Genomic DNA, 23,913 nt, shown 5'->3' with positions numbered 1-23,913 from the left:
GGCTGGGAAGGATCAGACCTTCTTCTCTTTGAAGACCACGTGCTTCTTGGCGACGGGGTCGTACTTGCGCAGTTCCATCTTGGCCTGCGTGTTGCGGCGGTTCTTGGTGGTCGTGTAGTAGAAGCCGGTGCCGGCGCTGCTTTCCATTTTCACGATGATGCGGGGGCCGTCTTTCGCCATGATGTTGCTCCTTCGCAGTCCCCGGTGGGGGTCTGCTCCCAGCGTTCCTGATGGTGGTCGTTCTGCCGCGCTGGGCGTCCGGACCCGCTGGTAAAAGCCCGCCTTCTGGCGGGCAACATTCCAATTATAGAGAGTTCAGGGTCAGGTGTCCACTGTGCCGGGCGACCCGGTCGGAAAACCGTCGATGCTGCGCAGGTTTTTCCGCTGCCGGTAGTCGCTCAGCTGCTCTGGCGTCTGCCGGGCGGCCCAGGCGTTCAGGTCGTCACGGTCCCCGGCGAATTCCAGAAGCGGCACGGCCATGCCGCAGGAGGTCTGCACCAGCTCGACGTCCAGGATGAACACCTGCCGCGCGCCCGGCAGCGGCGGGAACAGCGCCGCCCAGTCGTCCCATCCGGGTTCGCCCGCATGGACGGCGCGGGCCTGTCCGTACAGCCGCAGGATCAGCGGTGGCCCCTGCACCGCGCAGAACATCAGGGTCATGCGGGGGCTCATACGGACTCCGATTGAATGGGCTGCAAAGACCGTTCAATCCGAGCGGACGCGAGTAGGAGAGAAACGGGTTCCGGATTGTCAGCGAAACAAACGGAATCCGTATCAGCGCAGGTGGGCCGCCGTCTCGTTCCCGCTGCCGGTCACGTTCAGCCACGCCACGCGGTTCGGCCCCAGCACCCGCAGGCAGTCCATCCCCTTGGGCAAGACGTTCACGCGTCCATCCGGGGCGGCCGTACTCACAAAGAACAGGTGCTGGGCCTCCATGAACGCCCGCAGGTGATCGCTGATCCCCGGAAGTTGCTTCGCCATGCCCCAGGGTACGCTCCCCGCCGCAGCGGATAGAGCCACAACAGAAAAAGGGGGAGACCCGCAGGCCTCCCCCTCAGTGAAACTGGATTACTCGATGACTTTGGCGACGACGCCGGCGCCGACGGTACGGCCACCTTCGCGGATGGCGAAGCGCAGGCCTTCTTCCATCGCGATCGGCTTGATCAGTTCCACCACGAACGTGATGTTATCGCCGGGCATGACCATCTCCACGCCTTCGGGCAGTTCCACCACGCCCGTCACGTCCGTCGTGCGGAAGTAGAACTGCGGGCGGTACCCGCCGAAGAACGCGCTGTGACGCCCGCCTTCGTCCTTGCTCAGCACGTACACGCTCGCTTCGAACTTCGTGTGCGGCTTGATGCTGCCGGGCTTCGCCAGCACCTGACCGCGTTCCACGTCGTCACGCGCCACGCCGCGCAGCAGCACGCCCACGTTGTCGCCCGCCATGCCGCTGTCCAGCAGCTTGCGGTGCATTTCGATCCCGGTCACCGTGGTCTTCTTCGTGTCGCGCAGACCGATGATTTCCACTTCGTCCTGAACCTTGACCACGCCACGCTCGACGCGGCCGGTGGCCACGGTGCCACGACCGGTGATCGTGAACACGTCTTCGACGGGCATCAGGAAGGTCTTGTCCGTGGCGCGCTCGGGGGTGGGGATGTAGCTGTCCACCGCGTCGAGCAGGTCCCAGATGCGGTCGACCCAGTTGTTCTCGCCGCGGGCGGTCTTGGGGTTGGCCTGGAGGGCTTCGAGGGCCTGCAGGGCGCTGCCCTTGACGACGGGGAGGTCGTCGCCGGGGAACTCGTACTTGCTGAGGAGTTCGCGGACTTCCATCTCGACGAGCTCGAGGAGTTCTTCGTCGTCGACCATGTCGACCTTGTTCATGAAGACGACGATGTAGGGCACGCCGACCTGACGGGCGAGCAGGATGTGCTCGCGGGTCTGGGGCATGGGGCCGTCAGCGCTGCTGACCACCAGGATGGCGCCGTCCATCTGGGCGGCTCCGGTGATCATGTTCTTGACGTAGTCGGCGTGGCCGGGGCAGTCAACGTGGCTGTAGTGGCGGGTGGGGGTGTTGTACTCGACGTGGGCGGTGTTGATGGTGATACCGCGGGCTTTTTCCTCGGGGGCCTTGTCGATCTGGTCGTAGGCCAGTTTTTCGATGGTGGGGTCCGAGGCGGCGGCGGTGAAGGTGATGGCCGCGGTGAGGGTGGTCTTGCCGTGGTCGACGTGACCGATGGTGCCCACGTTCACGTGGGGTTTGGTGCGTTCAAACGTTCCTTTAGCCATGTGTGTGTCCTCCTGGGATGGAACTGCCCGCAGTGCAGGCAAGCCTTGACAGTGTACAAGTCCGCCGCGGAAACGCAAAGGGCCTTCGGGAAGGCTGGACTCAGGGTTCTCACGGCAGATCAGGTGAAGGGGGAGATAAGAGAAGACGCGACCTACAGGGTGCAGGTCGCGCCGGTTGTTGGAGCTTCTGATCGGGTTCGAACCGATGACCTCTCCCTTACCAAGGGAGTGCTCTGCCACTGAGCTACAGAAGCGCTGGGAAAAGCGGGAAACGAGACTTGAACTCGCGACATTCAGCTTGGGAAGCTGACGCTCTACCAACTGAGCTATTCCCGCGTGATCGTGGTGGGCAGGGGCGGATTCGAACCGCCGTACACGTACGTGAACAGATTTACAGTCTGTCGCCTTTAACCACTCGGCCACCTACCCGGATTGTCATACCCACTGTCTCGAATCTAGCACGCTCGGGCCTGTGGAAGTCCTTTGCGCTTGGAGCCACCCAGGAGAATCGAACTCCCAACCTTCCGATTACAAGTCGGGTGCTCTACCAGTTGAGCTAGGGTGGCACCGTCCCTGTTCGAATGCTGGAACAATGTCCGGCCTCTGAGTGCGGTTGCTGCGGCGCTTTTCGGCGCGTTCACTTCCGGCTGTGAATAGTAGCAGTCACCCCCGAAGGTGTCAATCATTCCCGCCACGCGCCCGGCGCCCACCCGGCCCCGGCGACCTGCCACGCACCGTCCGAACGTCTCCAGGACGCACTTCTGGGCCTGTGCGCGTCGGGTCGGGGTTGCGCTGCCCACCCCGCCCCGACCCGTCCTTGAGCAAACCCTGAACGAGACGGTGGTATGCGCCATGTGGCGCATTTACCCCTGAGCCAGCGGGCGTATGCTGACCCGCGCACGGGACCGCGCAGCCGCCCCGACCGGCCCCATCAGGCCAGAGCGGCTGAGGCCCCCTGAAAGACCCCCTGCCCTTCCCGCCCGTCCTCACCCGTCTGTTCCCACGAGGTTTCCCTTGGACAGTTTCCGCACCCTGATCCCGTACCTGCGGCTGCACCAGCGCCAGTACGTGATCGGCCTGATCGCCGTCGTGATCGCCAACTCGTTCAGCCTGCTGCCCTACTACTTCATCCGCCTGACCATCGACGGCCTGACCGGGCAGGTGGACGCCGACCCCGCCACGACCGGCATCGCGCTTGGCACTGCCGGCTTGTACGCGCTGGGCATCGTGGGCGCCGCGCTGACCTCCGGCGCGTTCATGCTGCTGATGCGCCGCATGATCGTGATTGCGTCCCGCCAGACCGAGTACGAGATCCGCCGCGACCTGTTCGCGCACCTGCAGGGCCTGGACAAGCCCTACTACGACCGCGCCCGCACCGGCGACCTGATGAACCGCCTGACCGGCGACCTGAGCGCCGTGCGCGAGATGCTGGGCTTCGGCGCGTGGCAGATCGTGAACATCGTGTCGGGCTTCGTCACGGCCTTCGCGGTGATGTTCAGCCTCAGCTGGCAGCTCACGCTGATCGTCCTGGCCATCGTGCCGGTCATCGTGGGCGTCCTGACGTACCTGGCGCGGCAGATCAACGTCCGCCACCGGCTGGCGCAGGAGCAGAACTCGCTGATCGCCGCCAAGGCCCAGGAGAACTTCAGCGGCGCGCGCGTCGTCAAGGGCTACGCCATCGAGAACCGCGAGATCGACGACTACCGCGCCATGAACCTGGAGTTGCTGCGCCGCAACATCGCCCTGACCAAGGTGGACGGCCCGCTGCGTTCTTTCATGAGCCTGCTGCTGGGTCTCGCCTTCGGCGTGATCCTGCTGGTGGGCGGACGGCTGATCCTGGCGCCGGACAGCACCTTCACGGTCGGGATGTTCGTGCAGTTCGTCGGGACCCTGGAACGCCTGACCTTCCCGATGCTGATGGTCGGCTGGATCACCGGCGTCACGCAGCGCGGACTGGCCTCCTGGCTGCGCCTGAAAGAGATCTTCGACTCGCAGGCCCTCGTGCGCGACGAGCCGGGCCGCACCGACCCGACGCTGCGCACCGTGAGCGGCGACGTGACCTTCGAGAACGTCAGCCTGCGTTACGGCGACAAGCCCGTCCTGAACGGCGTGAACCTGCACGTCCCCGCCGGGACCTTCCTGGGCATCACCGGCCCCACCGGCAGCGGCAAGACCGTGCTGGGGCAACTGCTGACCCGCTCGATGGACCCCAGCAGCGGGCGCGTCCTGGTGGACGGCCACGACGTGCGGGTCATGCCGCTACGCACCCTGCGCGACGCGATCAGCGTGGTCCCGCAGGAACCGTTCCTGTTCAGCGACACCATCGCCAACAACATCGGCTTCGGCCTGGACAACCGCGACCTGCCGCCCGTCCCGACCGGCGTGAGCGTGGTCGGCGCGCCCCCACCCGACGACATTCCCCAGCAGCCCGACCCGGCCCGCGTGCGCGAGGCCGCCCGCCTCGCCGGGCTGACCGAGGACGTGGACGGCTTCCCGCAGGGCTTCGACACCAGCCTCGGCGAGCGCGGCGTGACCCTCAGCGGCGGGCAGCGGCAACGCACCGCCATCGCCCGCGCCATCGTCCGCGAACCCCGCATCCTGATTCTCGACGACTCCCTGAGCGCCGTGGACACCGAGACCGAACGCCGCATCCTGGACGGGCTGCGCGAGATCAGCCGGGGCCGCACCGTCATCCTGATCGCGCACCGCGTCAGCACCCTGCGCCACGCTGACCAGATCGTCGTCCTGGAGGAAGGCCGCGTGACCGAACAGGGCAGCCACGACGACCTGCTCGAGCAGAACGGTCACTACGCGCAGCTCGAGCGCCTGCAACGCCTCGCCAGCGACCTCGACGCGGACGACGAGGCCCCCCTCGACCCCGAAGCGGCCGCCGACAGGCTGGAAACCGCCCCCACCCCCGAACAGGTGACCCGATGACCCGCCCCGACGCTACCGACGCCTTCCAGAAAGGCTTCGACACCCAGCTGACCCGCCGCATCCTGCACTACGTCCGCCCGTACCTGCCGCTGGTGATCGGCGGGGTCCTGCTGGCCCTGCTGATCTCGCTGGCCGCGCCACTGTTCGCGCTGATCCAGCGGCACGCCATCGACACCTACCTGTCGCCGCTGGCGCTGCGCACCGAACCGGACCGCGACCTGCTGCGGCGCGGCCTGACCGGCGCAGCCCTGCTGTACATGGGCCTGAAGGTCGTGGAGTTCGCCCTGCAGTACGCCTTCACGCTCGCCATCGGCTACCTGGGCCAGAACGTGCTGCGCGACATCCGCGCCGACGTGTTCGGCAAGTTGCAGAGGCTGCCGCTGTCGTACTTCGACCAGAACCCGGTGGGCCGCCTGATCACCCGCGTCACCAGCGACGTGGACGCCATCAACCAGTTCATCACGGGCGGACTAGTGAGCCTGATCCAGAGCAGCTTCATCATCGTCGTGTACGTGGTCATCATGCTCAGCGTGAACTGGCAGCTGGCGCTGATCTCGTTCACGGTCCTGCCCGTCCTGTTCCTGGCGACCAACTTCTTCCGCGCCCGCCTGCGCGACTCCTTCCGCGAGACCCGCACGCAGCAGGCCACCGTGAACAGCAAACTGAACGAGAACATCACGGGCATGCTGACCGTGCAGCTGTTCGGCCGCGAACGCCGCAGCGCCCTGGACTTCAACCTCAGCAACCGCGCCCTGCTGAGCGCCAACGAGAACTCCGTGAAATGGTTCTCGCTGTTCATGCCGGTCGTGGCGGTCCTCGGGCAGGTGGCCGTCGCGCTGATCCTGTACTTCGCGGCCCGCCAGATCCTGGGCGTGGACGCCAGCGGCGCCATTGCCGGGGCCATCACGGTGGGCACGCTGTTCGCGTTCGTGCAGCTCTCGCAGCAGCTGTTCCAGCCCATCCAGGACCTCGCGGACGTGTTCAACAACCTCCAGGCGGCCATGGCCAGCAGCGAACGCATCTTCGGCGTGCTGGACACCGAGGAGAGCATCAAGGACAAACCCGACGCCCGGACCCTCACGAACTTCGAGGGCAGCGTCGAATTCCGCAAGGTGTGGTTCGCGTACGACCAGACCGTCACCGCCGACACCCCCGACACCGACGACCGCTGGATCCTGCGCGGCATCGACCTGCACATCCGCCCCGGCGAGAGCGTCGCCCTGGTCGGCGCGACCGGCGCCGGCAAGACCAGCGTCACCGCCCTCGTCAGCCGCTTCTACGACGTGCAGCGCGGCAGCGTGAACGTGGACGGCAACGACGTCAAGGACCTCGCGCAGCACGACCTGCGCCGCCACGTGGGCGTCGTGTTGCAGGACGTGTTCCTGTTCGCCGGGACCATCGAGAGCAACCTGACCCTGAACAACCCCGACATCCCCCACGAACGCGTCATCGAAGCCTGCCGGTACGTCGGCGTGCACGACTACATCCTGAGCCTCGAACACGGCTACCAGACCGAGGTCCGCGAACGCGGCGCGACCCTGTCCACCGGGCAGAAACAACTGCTGGCCTTCGCCCGCGCCCTGATCCAGAACCCGGACATCCTGCTCGTCCTCGACGAGGCCACCGCCAACGTCGACACTGAAACCGAACTGCGCATCCAGCAGGCCCTGACCCGCGTCATGCAGGGCCGCACCAGCATCATCATCGCCCACCGCCTCAGCACCATCGAACACTGCGACCGCATCGTCGTCATGCGCCGGGGCCGCATCGTCGAACAGGGCAGCCACCACCAGCTGCTCGAAAAGGGCGGCTACTACGCCCGCCTCCACCGCCTCCAGTACGCGCAGGCCGACGCCGCCGACTGAGCAGAGGGACGCGGGAAGCGGGGCGCGGAGGTCAGTGTCGACTGCCTCCTGCGCCCCGCTTCCCGTGACCCTTACCGGTAGGTGAGGGCCAGCGTCACCTGCGCGCCCTCGCCCAGCGTGAGGTAATCGCTCAGGCGGTTGCTGCGCGCGGCACCTCCCACGAACGACAGACGGACCTGCGTGCGGCCGGTCCTGTCGATGGCCGCCAGACCGGCCGGACTCAGGGGCGCGCTGAGCGTCGTGCCGACCCCTGTGCCGGCCGGCGCGCTGAAGGTGACCGCTCCCGCCGCCGTGACAGCCGCCGCGAAGTCATCCGTGCCCAGCGTGCAGGCCGCGCCCAGGCATCCGCCCTTCACGTCCCCTTGCAGCGCCGCCCCGCCCGCCCAGGGATTCCCGTTCGGGGCGAGACTGTAGCGCACCGTGAGGACCGCGCCTGTCACCGTCGCCCCGTCCGGCAGGCTGGCCGTGTCGAACGACAGCACCCCCTTCCACGGAGCGTCGGCGTTGTCGCCCACGCCGATCCCGCCGGACGCCACCACGTAGCCGCCGGTCGTGGCGGACGGTGTGTTCGCCGCCACGTACCCGTCCTGGGAAACCGCGGAACTGAACGACACGGACGTGTCTGGCGCGGCCGTCAGCGTATACGTCGAGGCCTGCGTCGCAGAGACGTTCCCGGCCACGTCCACCGCGGACGCCCGGACCGTGCCACTGCTGCCCAGGGTGAGGCTGCCTCCGCCCACCAGCGTGAGCCGCGTGGCGCTGCTGGCCGGGTCGCTTCCGTCCGTCGTGGCGTACACCGTGCCGGGTTCATTCAGGGACAGCGTGACCGTCAGCGGCGCCGTGTAGGTGCCCGGTGCGGGCGACACGCTCAGGACCGGCGCGGTCGTGTCCGGCGTCGTGCCTCCTCCACCTGTGCCGCCCGCACTGAAGAAGCGCCACATCTCCGCGCTGGCATCCGGCCCTTTCGGGTCCGTGTACGACCCGGCGGTACTCCCGCCACTCCAGGCGTGCCCCATGCCCGTCACCGACCACTGCTCGACCACGCCGCCCGCGAAGGACTTCACGCTGTACGCCCGGCCGCCACTGACCGTGCCCGAACGGGTCGTGACCTGCGCCGCGCTGCGACTCCCGTTGTCCTGCCCGTCGTCGGCCCAGTCGTTCGTCTGCACCCACTGCGCCGCCACCTGAGCACCGTTCACGGGGGACACCGTGTAATCGCTGCTGCCGTGAAACACGATGGTCCGCACGGTCCGCCGGAAGCTGCCCATCGCGCCGTACGCGGCCGTGCCCTGCGCGTCCGGGTCCGGGCCGCCACTGCTCATGGCCGTGAACGCCGCAGCAGAACCCGTGGCCGCCTTGAACTCCAGTCCCGACGCCACGCCCACGGCACTGAACACGTCCGGGTACGTGGCCCCCATGATCACGCTCATGGCGGCGCCGGCCGACAGTCCCGCCACATACACCCGCGCGGCGTCCACGTTGGCGCGGCCCTTCACGGCCTCCACGACGGCCCGGATCGCGGCCGGTTCGCCCTGCCCGCGCGCCTGGTGCGCCGGCTCGAACCAGTTCCAGCACCGGCTCTGATTGGCGCTGCTGGGCTGCTCGGGGTACACCACCAGGAATCCCTGCGTGTCCGCGAGGTCGTTCATGCGGGTGCCTGCCGCGAAATCGGCTGCCGACTGCGTGCAGCCGTGCAGCATGACCACCAGCGGCCGCGCTGACCCCGCTCCGATCGGCGGCGTGTACAGCGTGTAGGCGCGGGTCACGCCCGAGCCGGTGGCGCTGCCCGTGATGGTGGTTCCGGTCGCCTGGGCGCTGTACGCGCCTGACAGCGATGCGGTCGCCCCAGGAACCGCAGGAGAGGAAGAAGGAGCCTGCGCGCAGGCAGCCAGCAGCAGCGGAAGGAACAGCAGGGCGGCGCGGTTCATGACGGACCTCACGAGGGCGCGGCGCACCCTGGGGCCGGAACAGCCAGAGAGCCGGTACAGGTCGCCGGAAGAACGGGTTGAGACTGACCGGCACATCCTACGGGCCAGTCGTCACTCCCCGGTTACAGCCGGGGCAGGGGACGGGGGAGGCGTGGCGTGAGACACTTCCACGCCACGCCTCCCCCCGATCCCCTGCGATGACCGTCCGCGCTACAGGTACGCCAGTTCCCAGCCGTCCACGCCGTGATCCAGTCCGGCGCGCAGCAGGGCCAGTCCGTCCGGGGCGGGGTCGCGGTGGTGGGGCAGGGGAGCGGTCAGGGCCTCGAAGTCCTCCAGGGCGTGCTTGGCAGGTGCGTGGCGCACCCCGGTCACCGTGCCGGCCTGCACGTCGTACGCCGCGCCGTACACGTTGCCCTTGCGGGCGTCCATGGAGACCGCCTGCGGGCCGTCGCCGCTCACCAGGGACTCCAGGGTGCTCACGCCGCGCACCGCCGCGCCCCACACCCGCGCGAGGCCCAGCGCGTAACTCGCGCCGACCCGCACGCCCGTGTAAGAGCCGGGGCCGGTCCCGATGATCAGCAGGTCGGCCCGCAGCGGCAGGCCCGCCTCCGCGAACAGAGCTTCAACCGCGCCGGGCAGCTGTTCGGCGTGCGCGCGGCCCACCTCGCGGGACACCACGCGCTCGCCGCCCGGCCAGCGCAGGGCCAGCGTCAGCCAGGGTGTGGCGGTATCCAGGGCGAGAATCACGGTGGGAGCGGGCGCAGCGGCGGTACTCATCGCCGGGCATTCTAGGCCCCGCGGGGCGGGCGCTGTCACCCCGGCGGGAACGTCCGCTGGACCCGGCGGAAAGCGGCCGGGTGGTATGCTCGGTCATCATGACGAACATCGCCAAAGGACTCGAAGGCGTCCTCTTCACGGAGAGCAAACTCACGTTTATCAACGGGACCGAAGGCATCCTGACCCACCTGGGTATTCCCATTCAGGAATGGGCCGAGAACAGCACCTTCGAGGAACTGTCCCTCGCCCTGCTGAACGGACAGCTGCCCACCGCTGCGCAGCTCGCCACCTTCGACGCGGACCTGAAAGCCAACCGCGCCATTCCCGACGCGCTCGCGCAGGTCATCCGTGACATGCCGCGCGGCGTGCACCCCATGCAGGCGCTGCGCACCGCCGTGTCGTACCTGGGTCTGCTGGACCCGCAGTCCGAGGACACCAGCGCCGAGGCCCGCCGCGCCATCTCGGTGCGCATGATCGCGCAGTTCTCGACCATCATCGCCGCCATCAACCGCGCGCAGGAAGGCCAGGAGATCGTCGCGCCCCGCATGGACCTGACGCACGCCGGGAACTTCCTGTACATGCTGACCGGCAAGGAACCCACCCCCGAGCAGGCCCGCCTGTTCGACATCGCGCTCGTGCTGCACGTGGATCACGGCATGAACGCCAGCACCTTCACCGCCATCGCCACCAGCAGCACCCTGTCGGACATGTACTCCTGCATGACCAGCGCCATCGGCGCCCTGAAAGGCCCGCTGCACGGCGGCGCGAACGAGGCTGTCATGGACATGCTCGACGAGGTCGGCACCCCCGACCGGGCCGAGGCTTACATCAACGCCAAGCTGGACGCCAAGTCCAAGATCATGGGCGTCGGTCACCGCGTGTACAAGTACTTCGACCCCCGTAGCCGCGTCCTGCGCGACTACGCCGAAGTGGTCGCCAACAAGGAAGGCAAGAGCAACTACTACCAGATCCTCGAAACCATCGAGAAGGTCGTCGTGGACCGCATCGGGTCCAAGGGCATCTACCCGAACGTGGACTTCTACAGCGGCACCGTGTACAGCGACCTGGGCATCCGCAAGGAGTTCTTCACGCCCATCTTCGCGCTGGCCCGCATCAGCGGCTGGTGCGCCAGCGTGATCGAGTACACCGGCGACAACCGCCTGCTGCGCCCCGACGCCGTGTACACCGGCGCCACCGACGCGCACTACGTGCAACTGCAAGACCGCCAGTAACCGGCAGGTGAGAGGGGCCGGCTGACCCGTGAGGGCGGCCGGCCCCTCTTCCTGTTCCGTTCCCGCCGCTTATGCGCTGAGCGGCTCGACCACCCACGCGCCGTAGTGGTTCACGAAGTGCGCGCCGCTCTCCCGGAACGCCTGCGCGACCTGCGGCACTTGCCCCGGCTGCCCGGCCACGTCCACGCTGAGCAGGATCTCCCCCCAGCCGAGCGCCTCCGCGTAGCGTTCCACGTGCGCGCGCTCGTCGGTCATGCCCTGCATCAGCCGCAGCAGCCGCGCCCACAGCCCGTGGCGGCGGCCGTCGCAGTCCAGGGCGGCCGCGCCGTCCTCGCCCATCAGCAGCTGCACGGACTGCCCTGCCAGGCCCAGGTCCAGCAGCCGCGCCGTGCAACCCTGCACGTCTTCCAGCGACCGGAACAGGCCGTACACCCGCCCGCGACTGAGCATGGTCAGGTGCATGGCGGCGGGGCGCGCGGCCCGGCTGCCATCAGGGGAGCGGCCATCGGTGAATCGGGTCATGGGAACCACCTTCGCGTGCCGGGCACGCCTGTGGGACGGGGCCGCCGAGGGGGGGAGAGGACGGCCCGGAAGCGACCGGACGGACGCCGCACCTGCATCTGAAGTTGACCCTGCCAGCGTACCGGCCCGCCCGTGACGGGACCATGGGAGAAGACACACACCGCCGCTCCCAGTCAGGAAGGCAGCGGTGTGCGTGCGGGATTCAGGGGCGCTGGCGGCCGGTCAGGCGCTCATGCCGCGGCTGCCGTGCAGGGTGCGTTCCACGGACTCCGTGACTTCCGCCTCGAAGCGGCGCAGGTGCTCGCGCAGGCGGTCCATCTCGGCCACGCCCAGGTCCGGCATCCACAGGACGCTGCGGCCCAGCACCGCGAAGGTCAGCGGCGCGTCCTCGTCGGCGTCGTCTTCCGGGTCGACCGGGTCGAGGTTCAGCGCGCCGTAATCCAGGCCCTGGTTCATCAGGTTCATACCCATCAGGATGTCCGGCAGGCTGTCCTCCTCGACGTACAGGTCGAGGTCCAGGTGCAGGCGCACGATCACGCCACCCTGGTGGTCCGGCTCGGCGAACAGCGCCACGCGCGTCTCGCCGTCCTGGATGAGCGCGCCGTCCTCGACGGCTTCGACGGTCAAACCGCTCTCTTGCAACGCAGTCATGATCCGTTGCAGCTCTGACTGGGAGGCCGTCATGCGCTGGAGTATAGAGCGCGGCGGTGGTCGGTGTCGGTCACGTCAGGCACGGTCCACGGGGGGCAATGGTTGATGGTTGATGGTTGAACGTTGATGGAGAGGGACAGATCCATCAACCATCAACCTGAAACCCTTACGCGTGGTACAGCCACACGCCGCGCGGTTCGTTCCAGGTGCGGTACAGCTGCCCCAGCAGGCGCAGGTGCTCCAGGTGCGCCAGCGTCTCGGCCAGCGCGAAACGGCGACCGCTGACGTTCAGTTCGCGGTTGAACATGACCAGCGACAGGTCGTAGGCGCTGCGGGCCTCGCGGGCCGCCTCGGCCTTCATGAAATCCAGCCGCTCGTGGTGATGGCCACGCAGTTCCCGCGCGCGGGCCTGCACGCCCTCCATGACCGGCCCGTGATGCCCGACGACCGCGCGGGCCGGGTTCAGCGCCTCCAGTTTCCCCAGCGTCTGCAGGTAGTCGCCCAGCGGGTCCGGGCGGGTGTACGCGTACAGGCCCACGTTCGGACTGATGCGCGGCAGGATGGCGTCCCCGGCGATCAGCACGCTCTGCTGCTCGTTCCACAGCCCCAGGTGCCCGTCCGCGTGACCCGGCAGCCACAGCACCTCCCATTCCAGGCCCGAGAGCGTGACGTGCTGCCCCTCGCGCAGCGGCTGCACGCGGGCGGCCGGGTGGACCCGCTCGCGGCCCCGGCGGTTGTCGGCGCCCATGTCGTTCAGGGACTCGGCGGGCAGGCCGTGGTCGCGCATGTGCTTGAGGTGGCCGGGCAGCCACTCCTCCCACAGGTGCCAGTAGCGTTCGCCGCGCCCGATCTCGACGTCCAGCATGTGCACGGACGCGCCGCTGCGTTCCTCGACCACGCCCGCCAGTCCGTAGTGATCCGGGTGGTGGTGCGTGATGATCACGCGGTCCACGTCCGCCCAGTGCAGGCCCAGCGCGCCCAGCCCGTCCTCGATGGCCTGCCGCGCCTCGGGCGTGTCGAGCGCCGTGTCGATCATCGTGACCGGCCCCCCCGCTGGCCGGTCGATCAGGACCGTCACGTACTTCATGGGGTACGGGATCGGGACCTGAAGGGCGTGCAGGTCGCCCAGGACATGGGTCAGCAGCGGGGAGGCGGGTTCGGCAGTCATACCCGGCAGCGTAGCGCCTGACCTGCCACCGGGACCGTGCGTCAGGCGGCGCAGGCGCAACCGCACGGGGAACACGCCCCTGCGGTGCCAGCCGGTCCGCGCCGGGGGCCGGTCAGCGGATCTCGCAGCGGTACTGGCCGCCCGTGACGCTGCACACCAGCGCCGACACGCGGCTGGCGTTCACGCGCACCAGCAGGTTCTGCGCCCTCAGGGCGCGGTCGGCGGGAACCACGTTCACAGAGAACACGCCGGGCCGCACCGCGAGGTCCAGCGGGGTCGCGCCGACAGGCTGTCCCTCGACGAGCACACTGGCAGGCACGTCGCTGCGCGCGCTCAGGGTGCCGGTCACGGGTCGCAGTCGCGCCGCGACCTCGGTGGTGACGTCGGCGCGCACCGTCACGCGCTGCGTGAACGGCTGGTAACCGCCCAGCGACACGCCCACCGTCACCTGCCCCTCCGGCAGGTCCGTCAACGTGACGGGCGCCGCGCCGACCGCGCGGCCGTTCACGCTGACCTGCGCGCCCGCCGGGGACGCCGACACCCGCAGCGTGCCCAGCGGCTCGACGCGGTAGACGGTCGTTGCGACCGTGTAAGACCCGCGCGGCAGGCTGGCCGCCGCCGCCTCGACGGCGCGGGCCACCTCGGACACGCTGCGTGCGCCCGCCGCGCTCCCCAGGTTCAGGGGTTCCAGGCTGGCGACCGTGAACACCTGCGTGAACCCCAGCGTGCCGGGGAGCGCCACCGTGACCGGCACGCCCGCCGCCGCGCGCACGGTCGGCTGCACCAGCGCCCCGCCCGTCGCGGGCAGAACCACGCTGGTCAGGAACGCCGCGCGGTCCGACTGCACCCGCAGTGCCCCCGGACCCGGCGGGCGGTACAGGCCCTGTTCGCCCGTCACGGGCTGCGCGGCGGGCAGGGCCGGTGCGGCGCTCACGGACAGCCGGGCATCCGGCTGCGCCCGCAGTGGGGCGGGCACGCAGCCCACCAGCAATCCGGCCAGGATCAACCCGGCCCACCCCCGTCCACCCGCGCCCCGACCCTTCATGCCCCGAACCGTCATGCCCGCAGCGTAGACCATACCGGCGCGGCGGGGGGTAAGAGTGTCTGACGCGACCTTGAGCGTGCGGGGGCTTGAGCGGCCGGGAGTCACATGAGCGGGGCCACATGAGCGGCGCGGCCCCCGCCTGAACGGGAGCCGCGCCGGAGAAAGCCGGTGGGGATTACTGCAGGCGCTTCATGATGGCCTGGAGGCTGGCGCTGTCGGCCCAGCTCATGCCCTTCTCGACGTACGTGCGGGCGGTGGCGGTGTCGCCACGCTGCAGCGCGAGGTAGGCGAGCTTGGCGGCGCTCAGGGAAGCCCACTGCTTCTCCTGGTCGTTCAGGTCGCCCAGGCGGTTCCAGGCGTTGTACGCGTTGATCCACCACTGGGTCTTGGTGTACAGCTGCGCGAGGTACGCGCCGTAGTCACGGTTGCCGGCTTCCATGCTGGCGGCGTAGTACGAGTGGTCCACGGCCGCTTTCCACAGCGTGCGGTCGTAGAAGGGCACGGGGTAGGCAACGTCGGCCTGCACGGCGTACTCCTGAGCCTTGGCGAAGTTCTCGCTGGCGCTCATGGCGGCCGGTCCGGTCATTTCCATGTCCGTGGTGGTGGGGGCGGTGTCCTGCGCGGCAGCGAGGCCAGTCAGCGCGAACGCGGTCAGCATGAGAATCTTCTTCATAACAGTTCGCATCTTAGGCCGTACCCTGACAGGCGTCCACACCCCGCCACCCCCTGTTGCCCTACCGTAAAGGGACTGTAAAGGAGCTTACCTTCAGATGAGGATCACCCACGTACTTGCCCTTTCCAGCCTGATGACACTGGCTGGTTTCACTCAGGCCCCTGCCCAGCAGACCCCCACCCAGACCGCCCCCAAGGTCGCGGTGTTCAAGGAACTGCGCGTCATCTCCGGCGTGACCGTCAGCCCCAGCGGCGACCTGACCTTCGTCGGCTCGGACGCCCGCGTGCGCCGCACCGACGCCACCGGCAGCGAGAAATGGTCGTTCCTGACCGGCGACATCGGCCGCGCCTACCCGGTCGTGACGCCGCAGGGCGTGACCATCGCCGCCTCGTACGACGACCACGTGTACGCCCTGGACCCCGGCGGCAAACTGCTGTGGAAGACCAAACTCGACGGTGACATCTTCGCCACGCCCGCCCTGCGTCCCGACGGCAGCGTGATCGTCGCCACGGCTGGCGGCACCGTCCACGCCCTGGACGCCGCCGGGAAGACCCTGTGGACCTTCAAGGTCGGCGCGCCCGTGTTCAGCAGCCCGGCCGTCGCCGCCGACGGCACCATCTACTTCGGGGCGCAGAACAGCCGCATGCACGCCCTGAGCCCCGACGGCCGCCTGAAATGGACCTACGCGGCCGGTTCGCTGGTGTTCAGCAGCCCCGCCATCGGCGCGGACGGCAGCGTGTACTTCGGGTCCAGCGACCGCCGCCTGCACGCCCTGAGCCCCGACGGCAAGCCCCGCTGGACCCACCTGACCAACCTGTTCGTGAACGCCAGCCCCATCGTCACCAGCGGCGGCCTGGTCGTGGTCGGCAGTTACGACGGCAACGTGTACGCCGTGAACACCACCGGCGAACTCGAATGGACCTACCGGGCCGGGGCGGGCATCGCCGGAACGGCCGCCGAACTGAGCGACGGCAGCGTGATCGTCCCGGACCTGTCCGGCACCGTCCACGCTATCGGCAAGGCCGGGCAGGGCCTGTGGCAGATCCGCACCGGCAAGAAGATCGACCTGGGTGTCAGCGTGAGTGACCAGGGCAGCGTGTACTTCGTGACCGACGGCGGCGGCCTGAACATCCTGCAAAAGCAGCGGCCGCTGGCTGTGGCCCCCTGGCCCACCTTCCACGCCACGCCCACCGCCTGGGGCCGCGCGCACAGCGAGGCCGAACTGCAGGCGCAGGCGCAGGTCCGCCGCGCCGCCGCCACCGCCGTCATCAGCGCCCCGAAACCGGCCCCGCCAGTCGCCGTGACGCCCGCCCCGCAGCCGGTCACGCCCAGGCCCACCACCCCGGCCCCCACCACCCCGGCTCCCAGGCCCACTGTTCCGGCACCTGTTACGCCGGCTCCAGCGACCCCAGCTCCAGTCACCCCGGCTCCAGTAACCCCAGCTCCGGTCACGCCGCCCCAGCCTGCACGCACGCCCGCGCAACTGGCGCAGGACGCCGCCGCCCGCGCCCGCAGCGCCGACGGACAGGTGTTCCTGCCGCTGACCGAGGCCGCCGGGGCGCTGGGCGTGGGCGTGCAGAACGTCACGGTCCGCACCGCCACCCTGACGCTCGGCGCGGACCGGGTGCCGGTCACGGTCCGGACCTTCGGCCGCGAGGTCTTCGTGCCGCTCGCCGCGCTCGGGGACCTGCCCGGCACCCGCGCCCGCCTGGATCGCGGCGCAGTGATCTTCACGCGCGGCACCCAGGAGGTCCGCTTCCCGCTGAGTGTCGCGAAACTCGTGCCGCTTCAGGGCAAACCCGAATTCCTGGGACCCCTCCAGAAATCCTGATACGGACTCCGATTGAATGGGCTGCAAAGCCCGTTCAATCCGAGCGGAGCGAGTGGGAGAGTAACGGGTTCCGGACGTGGAGCTGGCAATCCGGTGAAGTTCCGGATTGTCAGCGAAACAAACGGAATCCGTATGACCGCCGCCCTGCACCCGCACGCCAGTGTGTCGGGGTGCAGGGCGGCGCAACAAAAACGGCACCCGCCTGCGTTGAAACAGGCGGGTGCGGTGTGTGGTGGAGCCAAGCGGGATCGAACCGCTGACCTCGTCATTGCGAACGACGCGCTCTCCCAGCTGAGCTATGGCCCCACGGGCGAGAGGGAATCTACCACGCCCCCCGCGCCGGGCGCAAGGGTGCCGGGCGTGGTCGGCCGACATGGACACGCTTACCTTCTGTTCACGTCCGGGCGCTTACACTCGCCTGCATGAGTGCGCCTGCCACGCCCGTCCCCGCTGCCCAGGGCAGTGACCGTTTCGCCTACAAGTTCGCGCAGGAGGGCATCACCTTCGATGACGTGCTGCTGCAACCCCGGCACTCGCAGGTGCTGCCGCACGAGGTGAACATCGAGGCGCAGCTGACCCGCCGCGTCCGGCTGAACATCCCGTTCCTGTCGGCCGCCATGGACACCGTCACCGAGACGAACATGGCGGTCGCCATGGCCCGCGAGGGCGGTATCGGCGTGGTGCACAAGAACATGCCCATCGACGCGCAGGCCGAGATGATCCGCAAGGTCAAACGCTCCGAGAGCGGCATGATCGTGGACCCCATCACGCTGCCCCCGCACGCGCCCGTCGCGGACGCCGAGCGCCTGATGGGCGAGTACCGCATCAGCGGTGTGCCCATCACCGACCCGAACGGGAAACTGCTGGGCATCATCACCAACCGCGACATGCGCTTTATCGAGGACATGCACACGCCCATCGCGGACGTCATGACCCGCGAGAACCTGATCACCGTGCCGGTCGGGACCACCCTGGAAGAAGCGCAGGAGATCTTCAAGCGCCACCGCATCGAGAAACTGCTCGTCACGGACGCCGACCACACCCTGCGCGGCCTGATCACCATCAAGGACCTGACCAAACGCGTGAAGTACCCGCGCGCCGCCAAGGACAGCCTGGGCCGCCTGCGCGTCGCGGCCGCCATCGGTGTGGGCGCCGACCTGATGGACCGCGCCGGGGCGCTCGTGCAGGCCGGCGTGGACGTGCTGGTGCTCGACAGCGCCCACGGGCACAGCCAGGGCATCCTGAACGCCCTGAGCCGCGTGAAGGAAGCCTTCGACGTGGACGTGATCGCCGGGAACGTCGCCACGCGCGCCGGCACCCGCGACCTGATCCTGGCCGGCGCGGACGCCGTGAAGGTCGGCATCGGGCCGGGCAGCATCTGCACCACCCGCGTCGTGACCGGCGTGGGCGTCCCGCAGATCACCGCGATCTTCGAGGCCAGCGCCGCCGCCATGGAAGCCGGGATTCCGATCATCGCGGACGGCGGCATCAAGCAGACCGGCGACGTGCCCAAGGCCATCGCGGCGGGCGCGAACGTGGTCATGATGGGCAGCATGCTGGCCGGCACCGACGAGAGCCCCGGCGAGAGCATCCTGCGCGACGGCCGCCGCTACAAGAGCTACCGGGGCATGGGCAGCATGGGCGCCATGGACCAGGGCAGCGCCGACCGCTACTTCCAGAGCGGCAGCCGCAAGTTCGTGCCCGAGGGCATCGAGGGCATCGTGGCGTACAAGGGCACGGCGGGCGAGGTCATCTACCAGTTCGTGGGCGGCCTGAAAAGCTCGATGGGCTACTGCGGCGCGCCGGACCTCCAGACGCTGCGCGACGAGGCTCAGTTCGTGCGGATCACCGGGGCCAGCCTGGTGGAGAGCCACCCGCACGGCGTGACCATCACCAAGGAAGCACCCAACTACGGCGGTCGCTGAGCGGCCCACCGGACGGGGAAGAGGTGGGGTGCGGCGAAGGCTTGCCGCGCCCCTTCTTCTTGCACTCCTTGCACCTCTTGCACCCCGTCCCAGTTGACAGACTGTCATCAGCGGCGGGGAGTAGGGTGGGGGCATGCGCTTCCTGACCGCCCCCCGCGAACCCGTGAACGCCCTGACCCACTGGGGCGGCGCGCTCGCCGCGCTGATCGTGCTGGGGCCCCTGCTGAGCTGGGCGAACAGCCGGGGCCTGACCCTGTGGCCGTTCGTGGTGTTCAGCGTCAGCATGGTCGCCCTGTACGCCGCCAGCGCCAGCTACCACTCCTTCAGCCCCAGCGAACGCGGCCTGCTGTGGCTCCGCAAACTCGACCACGCCGGGATCTTCCTGCTGATCGCCGGCACGTACACCCCGGTCGCTTACTTCGGCCTTCAGGGACCCTGGCAGGCCGCCGTCCTGTGGCTCATCTGGGGCATCGCCCTGAGCGGCATCACCCTGAAACTCGTCACCATGAGCCTCCCGCGCTGGATCAGCACCGCCCTGTACCTCGGCATGGGCTGGCTGGCCGTGGCGTTCCTGCCACAACTGGCCCGCAACCTCCCGGCCGCCGCCATCTTCTGGCTCGCGGCAGGCGGCGTGCTGTACTCCATCGGGGCCGTCGTGTACGGCACGAAACGCTGGAACCCCCGACCCGGCGTGTTCGGCTTCCACGAGATCTGGCACCTGTTCGTGCTGGCCGGCACCGCCGCGCACGTCGTGATGATGTTCACCCTGCGCTGAACACCCTGCGCCGGCACAACACAGAGAACCGGGCCGGAGGTGAGCAATCACCCTCCGGCCCGGCCAGCGTGGAGTCCGTATCATACGGGTTCCGTCTGTTTCGTTGACAACCCGGAAGCCCACCGGATTGCCAACTCCACGCCCGGAACCCGTTCTGCTCCCACTCGCTCCGCTCGGATTGAACGGCTTTGCAAGCCATTCAATCGGAGTCCGTGTCAGACGCCGATGAACCCGATCACCCACGCCTGCACCGTGCGGATGATCCCGCCGATCTGCCCCTGGAACAGCAGGATGAAGCCCATCACGATCAGGAAGCTGAACGGCTGCGCCTCGAACTGATTCAGCGCGCGGCCCAGCGACGGCACGATCGCGCCCAGGATGCGGCTGCCGTCCAGCAGCGGAATCGGAATCAGGTTGAACACCGCCAGCACCACGTTGATGCTCAGGACCGTCATCAGGATCGTGTACGTCAGGCTGGTCAGCGGCAGCACCTTCAGCAGCACGGCGCACACCACGGCGATCAGCAGGTTGCTCAGAGGGCCGGCCGCCGACACCCACATGGTGCCCCAGCGGCCCAGGTTGTTCGGGTTGATCGGCACGGGCCGCGCGAAGCCGAACCCCACCAGCAGCATCAGCAGCGTCCCGAACGGATCGAGGTGCTTGATGGGGTTCAGGGTCACGCGCCCGTAGCGGCGGGGCGTCGGGTCACCCAGGCGGTCTGCCGTGTACGCGTGCGCGAACTCGTGAAAGGCGAGGGACAGGACCAGCGCCGCCGCGATGATCACGAACGCGGTCGGGTTGCTGGTCAGCAGAGAGATGAGACCCATACCCCGGCATTCTAGAGGCTGGACCTAGCGGGCTTTCGTCGCCAGGAACGCTTTCAGGGCGGCGCGCTCGGCGTCGGCGCTGTCCAGCGTCCCGGCGCGGCGCAGGCCAGCCAGATGGGCCAGCGCCTCACCCACCGCCCGGCCCGGCGGGACGCCCAGTGCCAGCACGTCCTTCCCGGTCAGGGGTTGGTGTGCGTGTGGGCGCAGCAGGGCGCGCAGTTCGCGTTCCGGCGTGCCGTCCGGGAAGTGGGTATCGGACAGGGCGCGCCCCAGCAGCGCCCCCGGCCGGTCGCCCAGGCTCAGGCGCTCTGCCAGCCCTTCCGGGTCCGGCGCGGCGTGCAGCAGCGCCGCCGCGTAGGCGTGCATGGGCAGGGTCGCCCCTGCGTCCCGCCGGGCGTCCAGGGCGTCCAGCAGCTCCGTGTCCGGCAGCAGCGCCCCTGCCCCCCACCCGCGCAGCACACCTGCCGCGCGGCCCGGCCGGGGCTCGTGCAGCAGCAGCCGCAGTTCCGCCCACAGCCGGGGGGTGCGCCCGGCCATGTCCAGAGCGTCTGGCACCTGTGCCAGTAACTCCGGCGCGGCGCTCAGGCCCAGCCGCGCCGCCAGCCTCGCCCCGCGCACCAGTCGGCTGGCATCCTCGCGCAGCGAGTCGCCGTGCAGGGGCCGTAGCTGCCGCGCCCGCAAGTCCTCCAGGCCGCCCGTCACGTCCAGCAGCGTGCCCTCTCCAGCCGGGGAGAGGTGCAGCGCCAGCGCGTTCAGGCTGAAATCCCGCCTCCGCAGGTCGTCGGTCAGCGAGCCCGGCTGTGGCAGCGGATTCCCGCCCGGCACCGGGTACACCTCGCGCCGTGCCCGCACCAGATCCGCCGCGCGGCCGTCCGGCAGGGTCACGGTCGCGTTCCCGAACGCCGGGTGGAACACGAACGGCAACCCCGTCGCGCCCGCCAGTGCCTCCATGTCCGCGTCCGGCAGCACCACGTCTAGGTCCAGCGGGGTCACGCCCAGCAGCGCGTCGCGCACCGCGCCGCCCACCAGCGCCGCGCCGCCCGGATCCGCCTGCGCCGCCACGCTCAGCAGCCACGCCCGGTCCTCCGGACGCAGCGCCTCCCAGACGGCCTGCGCTGCGCCCTCAGCGGAACGAGGTTTCATCCAGCGTGACCTTCACCTCACGCGACTCCCCGCCCCGCACGACCGTCAGCGTCACGGTATCGCCCTCCCGGCGGTCGATCAGGCCCGCCTGCAGGTCTTCCAGCGCGTCCACCGGGTCGCCGTCCACCGCCGTGATCACGTCCCCGCCCAGGCGGATCGCGCCGCCCCGGAACGCCTCGGTGCGCGTGCCACCCTGCAACCCCGCCCGCGCGGCCGGCGTGCCCGGCGTGACCTCCCCGATCACCAGCCCCCGCTCCGGCAGGCCCAGCTCCCGTTTACCCTCCGACGACAGCACGCTCAGGCCCACCGCCAGCACCTGCTGCTGCCCGCGCACCAGCAGCCCCGCCGCCACACCCAGCGTCGGGGCGCGCACCTCCTGCCCGTTCGCCGCCTGCAGGCGCGGCAACAGGTTCTTCGCGGTGTTCACCGGAATCGCGAAGCCCACCCCGGCACTCTGCCCCACCCCGGTCGCCTGCCCGCTCGGAGAGTAGATCTGCGTGTTGATGCCGATCACGCGCCCCCCGCTGTCCAGCAGCGGCCCCCCGCTGTTCCCCGGATTGATCGCCGCGTCCGTCTGGATCGCCTTCTGCGTGATGCCCTCGGACGCGCCGCTGCCCGAGAACCCGATCGGAATCTGCCGCGCCGTGCTGCTCACGATGCCCTCGGTCACACTGAAATCCAGCCCGAACGGCGCGCCCATCGCAATGGCCTTCTGCCCCACCTTCAGGGTGTCACTGTCTCCCAGCGGAATCGGCCGGATCAGTTTGGCGTCCAGGTCCACCGGGCGGATCAGGGCCAGATCGTACTGCGGGGCCAGCCCGATCACGCGCGCCTCCACGCTCTGCTCCTGCCCCATGACCCGCACGCTGATCTTCTGCGCCGCGCCGCCGGACTCGCCGGCCACCACGTGGTAGTTCGTCAGGATGTCCCCCGCGTCGTTCACGAAGAACCCGCTGCCCAGCCCGCGCTGCACCTCGCTGCCACCGAACATCCCGAACGGGTCCTGGCCCATCACCTCGTTCTCGGTGCTGATGAACACCAGCCCCGGCTCGAAACGCCCCACCACGTCAATGGTGTTCTGCTCGTTCTGGAGGCGCGCGCCCGCCTCCGCCGCGACCGGATCGGCCGCCGCGCCACTCACGGCCGGAGCCTGCGCCCCACCCACCGGCACCTGATCGCGCAGCAGCGTCGCCCCCAGACCCAGTCCCACCAGCACCAGCACGATCCCCACGCCACGACCCTTCATGAAAGGCATTATCCGCCAAGGGGCGGATGCCGGGTGGGGACGCGCTGTGGTGTGCTTCATGCATGAACCCCGAGCGCGCCATGCAGGACCTCCGCACGCACCTGGGCGACTTCCTGGGCGGCCACCGCCCGGACGGCGTCGTTCACGTCCAGACCGGCGGCCCCGGCAGCGTTCCCACCCTGGCCGACCTGGACACCCCGGAACTGCACCTGGACCTGCTGCCCGACCCGCCCACCCAGGAGCAGCGCGCCGCCCTGAGCCGCCTCGGCTACCAGCCCCACGACGAACGCACCTGGACGCACCCCGGCGGCTGGCGACTGATCATCAGCGACCACGGCAGCGGCTGGCGCGCCGAACAGGCCGCGCTGCAAGGCGTGCTGCGCCACGACCCCCACGCCGCCCGCGCCTACCGCGCCGCCTTCACCGCCGGAGGCCGCGACCACGCCGACCACGCCCTGCGCCCCGCCGCGCTGGCCCACCACGCCCGCACCGTCGGCCTGACCCCCGCCCGGCAGGTCGCCCACCTGCTGGCCCCGCTGGACGCCCCGTGGATGATCGCCGCCGGAGTCGCCCTCGACCTGCACCTGGGCGTGACCGCCCGCTCTCACGACGACCTCGACGTGATCCTGCCCCGCGAAACCCAGGCCCGCCTGCCCGACCTGCTGCGCGGCTGGCGACTCGACGCGTCCATCCACGGCACCTACCGGCCTTACGCGGCCCCCCTCGACCCGCCCCACTTCCAGATTCACGCCCGGCACCCCGACCTGAGCGGCGTGCTGATGCTCGACCTGATGCTCAGCGACCTGAGCGGCGGCCTCTGGCACTACCGCCGCGACCCCCGCATCACGCTGCCGCTGGAGCGCGCCCGGAAGGTCAGCCCAGACGGCCTGCCGTACCTCGCGCCCGAAGCCGTCCTGCTGTTCAAGGCCGGCAGCGCGGCACGCCCCCCACGCGGCAAGGACCAACAGGACTACCAGCGCGTCCAGCCAACACTGACTGCACCGGCCCGCGCGTGGCTGCGCGGCGCCCTGACCCTCACCCGACCGGACCACCCCTGGCTGACCGGGCTGGAATGACAAAAC

21 protein-coding genes and 5 tRNA genes are annotated in these 23,913 nt (G+C 69.5%); 7 read left to right on the top strand and 19 right to left on the bottom strand.

Features of this window, described 5'->3' with window-relative positions; translation table 11 throughout:
• Positions 1–12: 12 nt before the first annotated feature.
• From rpmG to BXU09_RS02990, 8 genes are all read right to left on the bottom strand, one after another.
• Complete coding sequence (rpmG, locus tag BXU09_RS03020; RefSeq protein WP_022800165.1) at positions 13–180, bottom strand: 50S ribosomal protein L33; 168 nt, start codon at positions 178–180, stop codon at positions 13–15.
• Positions 181–321: 141 nt separating this feature from the next.
• Positions 322–672: a hypothetical protein gene (locus tag BXU09_RS20855; protein ID WP_168174548.1), complete on the bottom strand. Its 351-nt coding sequence runs from the start codon at positions 670–672 to the stop codon at positions 322–324.
• Positions 673–774: 102 nt separating this feature from the next.
• Positions 775–981 (bottom strand): pyridoxamine 5'-phosphate oxidase family protein, encoded by a 207-nt coding sequence (locus tag BXU09_RS20850; protein WP_168174547.1) that lies wholly within the window; start codon positions 979–981, stop codon positions 775–777.
• 87 nt (positions 982–1,068) lie between these two features.
• A complete protein-coding gene (gene tuf, locus BXU09_RS03010) occupies positions 1,069–2,286 on the bottom strand; it encodes an elongation factor Tu (RefSeq protein WP_078300518.1) in 1,218 nt (405 codons plus the stop codon).
• 179 nt (positions 2,287–2,465) lie between these two features.
• Positions 2,466–2,540, bottom strand: a tRNA-Thr gene (locus tag BXU09_RS03005).
• 9 nt (positions 2,541–2,549) lie between these two features.
• Positions 2,550–2,622, bottom strand: a tRNA-Gly gene (locus tag BXU09_RS03000).
• A gap of 7 nt (positions 2,623–2,629) precedes the next feature.
• Positions 2,630–2,715: transfer RNA gene (locus BXU09_RS02995), tRNA-Tyr, on the bottom strand.
• Positions 2,716–2,776: 61 nt separating this feature from the next.
• Positions 2,777–2,852 (bottom strand) — tRNA-Thr (locus tag BXU09_RS02990).
• Between the two features lie 448 nt (positions 2,853–3,300).
• On the opposite strand from BXU09_RS02990, the gene BXU09_RS02985 reads away from it, so the two are divergent.
• Positions 3,301–5,223 (top strand): ABC transporter ATP-binding protein, encoded by a 1,923-nt coding sequence (locus tag BXU09_RS02985; protein ID WP_078300515.1) that lies wholly within the window; start codon positions 3,301–3,303, stop codon positions 5,221–5,223.
• On the top strand, positions 5,220–7,088 hold the full coding sequence (locus BXU09_RS02980; RefSeq protein WP_078300514.1) for an ABC transporter ATP-binding protein: 1,869 nt from the start codon (positions 5,220–5,222) through the stop codon (positions 7,086–7,088). Before BXU09_RS02985 ends, BXU09_RS02980 begins: the two co-directional genes overlap by 4 nt.
• A gap of 71 nt (positions 7,089–7,159) precedes the next feature.
• Here BXU09_RS02980 and BXU09_RS20845 read toward each other — a convergent pair whose 3' ends face one another.
• Positions 7,160–9,016: a PHB depolymerase family esterase gene (locus BXU09_RS20845; RefSeq protein WP_168174546.1), complete on the bottom strand. Its 1,857-nt coding sequence runs from the start codon at positions 9,014–9,016 to the stop codon at positions 7,160–7,162.
• A gap of 210 nt (positions 9,017–9,226) precedes the next feature.
• Positions 9,227–9,793, bottom strand: a complete 567-nt coding sequence (gene tsaB / locus BXU09_RS02970; protein WP_078300512.1) for a tRNA (adenosine(37)-N6)-threonylcarbamoyltransferase complex dimerization subunit type 1 TsaB — start codon at positions 9,791–9,793, stop codon at positions 9,227–9,229.
• 98 nt (positions 9,794–9,891) lie between these two features.
• Here tsaB and BXU09_RS02965 point away from each other — a divergent pair, with 98 nt between their 5' ends.
• On the top strand, positions 9,892–11,025 hold the full coding sequence (locus tag BXU09_RS02965) for a citrate/2-methylcitrate synthase (RefSeq protein ID WP_078300511.1): 1,134 nt from the start codon (positions 9,892–9,894) through the stop codon (positions 11,023–11,025).
• A 69-nt stretch (positions 11,026–11,094) separates the two neighbouring features.
• On the opposite strand, the gene BXU09_RS02960 is transcribed toward BXU09_RS02965, so the two are convergent.
• The 5 genes from BXU09_RS02960 to BXU09_RS02940 form a co-directional block, all read right to left on the bottom strand.
• Entirely contained in the window at positions 11,095–11,547 is a 453-nt protein-coding gene (locus tag BXU09_RS02960) for a hypothetical protein (protein WP_099748999.1), read from the bottom strand.
• 222 nt (positions 11,548–11,769) lie between these two features.
• The gene (locus BXU09_RS02955; RefSeq protein ID WP_055363577.1) at positions 11,770–12,231 is read right to left on the bottom strand and encodes a hypothetical protein; all 462 of its coding nucleotides are present in this window, start codon (positions 12,229–12,231) and stop codon (positions 11,770–11,772) included.
• Between the two features lie 133 nt (positions 12,232–12,364).
• Positions 12,365–13,366 carry an MBL fold metallo-hydrolase gene (locus BXU09_RS02950; RefSeq protein ID WP_078300507.1) on the bottom strand — a complete coding sequence of 334 codons (1,002 nt, stop codon included), beginning with the start codon at positions 13,364–13,366 and terminating at the stop codon, positions 12,365–12,367.
• 112 nt (positions 13,367–13,478) lie between these two features.
• Positions 13,479–14,426, bottom strand: coding sequence for a PEGA domain-containing protein (locus BXU09_RS02945; protein WP_168174545.1), 948 nt, complete (start codon positions 14,424–14,426; stop codon positions 13,479–13,481).
• Between the two features lie 160 nt (positions 14,427–14,586).
• Positions 14,587–15,084, bottom strand: a complete 498-nt coding sequence (locus BXU09_RS02940) for a hypothetical protein (protein ID WP_230275944.1) — start codon at positions 15,082–15,084, stop codon at positions 14,587–14,589.
• 133 nt (positions 15,085–15,217) lie between these two features.
• Here BXU09_RS02940 and BXU09_RS02935 point away from each other — a divergent pair, with 133 nt between their 5' ends.
• Positions 15,218–16,915 (top strand): PQQ-binding-like beta-propeller repeat protein, encoded by a 1,698-nt coding sequence (locus tag BXU09_RS02935; RefSeq protein ID WP_144011951.1) that lies wholly within the window; start codon positions 15,218–15,220, stop codon positions 16,913–16,915.
• A 230-nt stretch (positions 16,916–17,145) separates the two neighbouring features.
• Here BXU09_RS02935 and BXU09_RS02930 read toward each other — a convergent pair.
• Positions 17,146–17,221, bottom strand: a tRNA-Ala gene (locus tag BXU09_RS02930).
• Between the two features lie 116 nt (positions 17,222–17,337).
• Between BXU09_RS02930 and guaB the strand changes: the two genes are divergently transcribed.
• Both guaB and BXU09_RS02920 read left to right on the top strand, forming a co-directional pair.
• Positions 17,338–18,840 (top strand): IMP dehydrogenase, encoded by a 1,503-nt coding sequence (guaB, locus tag BXU09_RS02925; RefSeq protein WP_078300498.1) that lies wholly within the window; start codon positions 17,338–17,340, stop codon positions 18,838–18,840.
• Positions 18,841–18,973: 133 nt separating this feature from the next.
• Positions 18,974–19,615 carry a hemolysin III family protein gene (locus BXU09_RS02920; RefSeq protein ID WP_078300496.1) on the top strand — a complete coding sequence of 214 codons (642 nt, stop codon included), beginning with the start codon at positions 18,974–18,976 and terminating at the stop codon, positions 19,613–19,615.
• Between the two features lie 215 nt (positions 19,616–19,830).
• Here BXU09_RS02920 and BXU09_RS02915 read toward each other — a convergent pair whose 3' ends face one another.
• From BXU09_RS02915 to BXU09_RS02905, 3 genes are read right to left on the bottom strand one after another with little or no spacing between them, the layout of a single operon-like run.
• Entirely contained in the window at positions 19,831–20,442 is a 612-nt protein-coding gene (locus BXU09_RS02915; RefSeq protein WP_078300495.1) for a site-2 protease family protein, read from the bottom strand.
• 24 nt (positions 20,443–20,466) lie between these two features.
• Entirely contained in the window at positions 20,467–21,585 is a 1,119-nt protein-coding gene (locus BXU09_RS02910; protein ID WP_078300493.1) for a CCA tRNA nucleotidyltransferase, read from the bottom strand.
• Entirely contained in the window at positions 21,566–22,831 is a 1,266-nt protein-coding gene (locus tag BXU09_RS02905; RefSeq protein WP_078300491.1) for a trypsin-like peptidase domain-containing protein, read from the bottom strand. The genes BXU09_RS02910 and BXU09_RS02905 overlap by 20 nt, the downstream gene beginning before the upstream one ends.
• Before the next feature lie 62 nt (positions 22,832–22,893).
• Here BXU09_RS02905 and BXU09_RS02900 point away from each other — a divergent pair, with 62 nt between their 5' ends.
• A complete protein-coding gene (locus tag BXU09_RS02900; protein ID WP_144011950.1) occupies positions 22,894–23,907 on the top strand; it encodes a hypothetical protein in 1,014 nt (337 codons plus the stop codon).
• The last annotated feature ends 6 nt before the right edge of the window (positions 23,908–23,913 follow it).

The organism is Deinococcus sp. LM3 (assembly GCF_002017875.1).
Taxonomy (GTDB): Bacteria; Deinococcota; Deinococci; order Deinococcales; family Deinococcaceae; genus Deinococcus.
Note: the sequence above shows the minus strand (reverse complement) of the source record. Positions and strands in the feature narration are given on the sequence as shown.

Bases quoted from the DNA above. Each gene is read 5' to 3' on its own strand.
- rpmG (WP_022800165.1), bottom strand. From the start codon at position 180: ATGGCGAAAGACGGCCCCCGCATCATCGTGAAAATGGAAAGCAGCGCC.
- BXU09_RS20855 (WP_168174548.1), bottom strand. From the start codon at position 672: ATGAGCCCCCGCATGACCCTGATGTTCTGCGCGGTGCAGGGGCCACCG.
- BXU09_RS20850 (WP_168174547.1), bottom strand. From the start codon at position 981: ATGGCGAAGCAACTTCCGGGGATCAGCGATCACCTGCGGGCGTTCATG.
- tuf (WP_078300518.1), bottom strand. From the start codon at position 2,286: ATGGCTAAAGGAACGTTTGAACGCACCAAACCCCACGTGAACGTGGGC.
- BXU09_RS02980 (WP_078300514.1), top strand. From the start codon at position 5,220: ATGACCCGCCCCGACGCTACCGACGCCTTCCAGAAAGGCTTCGACACC.
- BXU09_RS20845 (WP_168174546.1), bottom strand. From the start codon at position 9,016: ATGAACCGCGCCGCCCTGCTGTTCCTTCCGCTGCTGCTGGCTGCCTGC.
- tsaB (WP_078300512.1), bottom strand. From the start codon at position 9,793: ATGAGTACCGCCGCTGCGCCCGCTCCCACCGTGATTCTCGCCCTGGAT.
- BXU09_RS02965 (WP_078300511.1), top strand. From the start codon at position 9,892: ATGACGAACATCGCCAAAGGACTCGAAGGCGTCCTCTTCACGGAGAGC.
- BXU09_RS02960 (WP_099748999.1), bottom strand. From the start codon at position 11,547: ATGACCCGATTCACCGATGGCCGCTCCCCTGATGGCAGCCGGGCCGCG.
- BXU09_RS02955 (WP_055363577.1), bottom strand. From the start codon at position 12,231: ATGACGGCCTCCCAGTCAGAGCTGCAACGGATCATGACTGCGTTGCAA.
- BXU09_RS02950 (WP_078300507.1), bottom strand. From the start codon at position 13,366: ATGACTGCCGAACCCGCCTCCCCGCTGCTGACCCATGTCCTGGGCGAC.
- BXU09_RS02945 (WP_168174545.1), bottom strand. From the start codon at position 14,426: ATGACGGTTCGGGGCATGAAGGGTCGGGGCGCGGGTGGACGGGGGTGG.
- BXU09_RS02940 (WP_230275944.1), bottom strand. From the start codon at position 15,084: ATGAAGAAGATTCTCATGCTGACCGCGTTCGCGCTGACTGGCCTCGCT.
- BXU09_RS02935 (WP_144011951.1), top strand. From the start codon at position 15,218: ATGACACTGGCTGGTTTCACTCAGGCCCCTGCCCAGCAGACCCCCACC.
- guaB (WP_078300498.1), top strand. From the start codon at position 17,338: ATGAGTGCGCCTGCCACGCCCGTCCCCGCTGCCCAGGGCAGTGACCGT.
- BXU09_RS02920 (WP_078300496.1), top strand. From the start codon at position 18,974: ATGCGCTTCCTGACCGCCCCCCGCGAACCCGTGAACGCCCTGACCCAC.
- BXU09_RS02915 (WP_078300495.1), bottom strand. From the start codon at position 20,442: ATGGGTCTCATCTCTCTGCTGACCAGCAACCCGACCGCGTTCGTGATC.
- BXU09_RS02910 (WP_078300493.1), bottom strand. From the start codon at position 21,585: ATGAAACCTCGTTCCGCTGAGGGCGCAGCGCAGGCCGTCTGGGAGGCG.
- BXU09_RS02905 (WP_078300491.1), bottom strand. From the start codon at position 22,831: ATGAAGGGTCGTGGCGTGGGGATCGTGCTGGTGCTGGTGGGACTGGGT.
- BXU09_RS02900 (WP_144011950.1), top strand. From the start codon at position 22,894: ATGAACCCCGAGCGCGCCATGCAGGACCTCCGCACGCACCTGGGCGAC.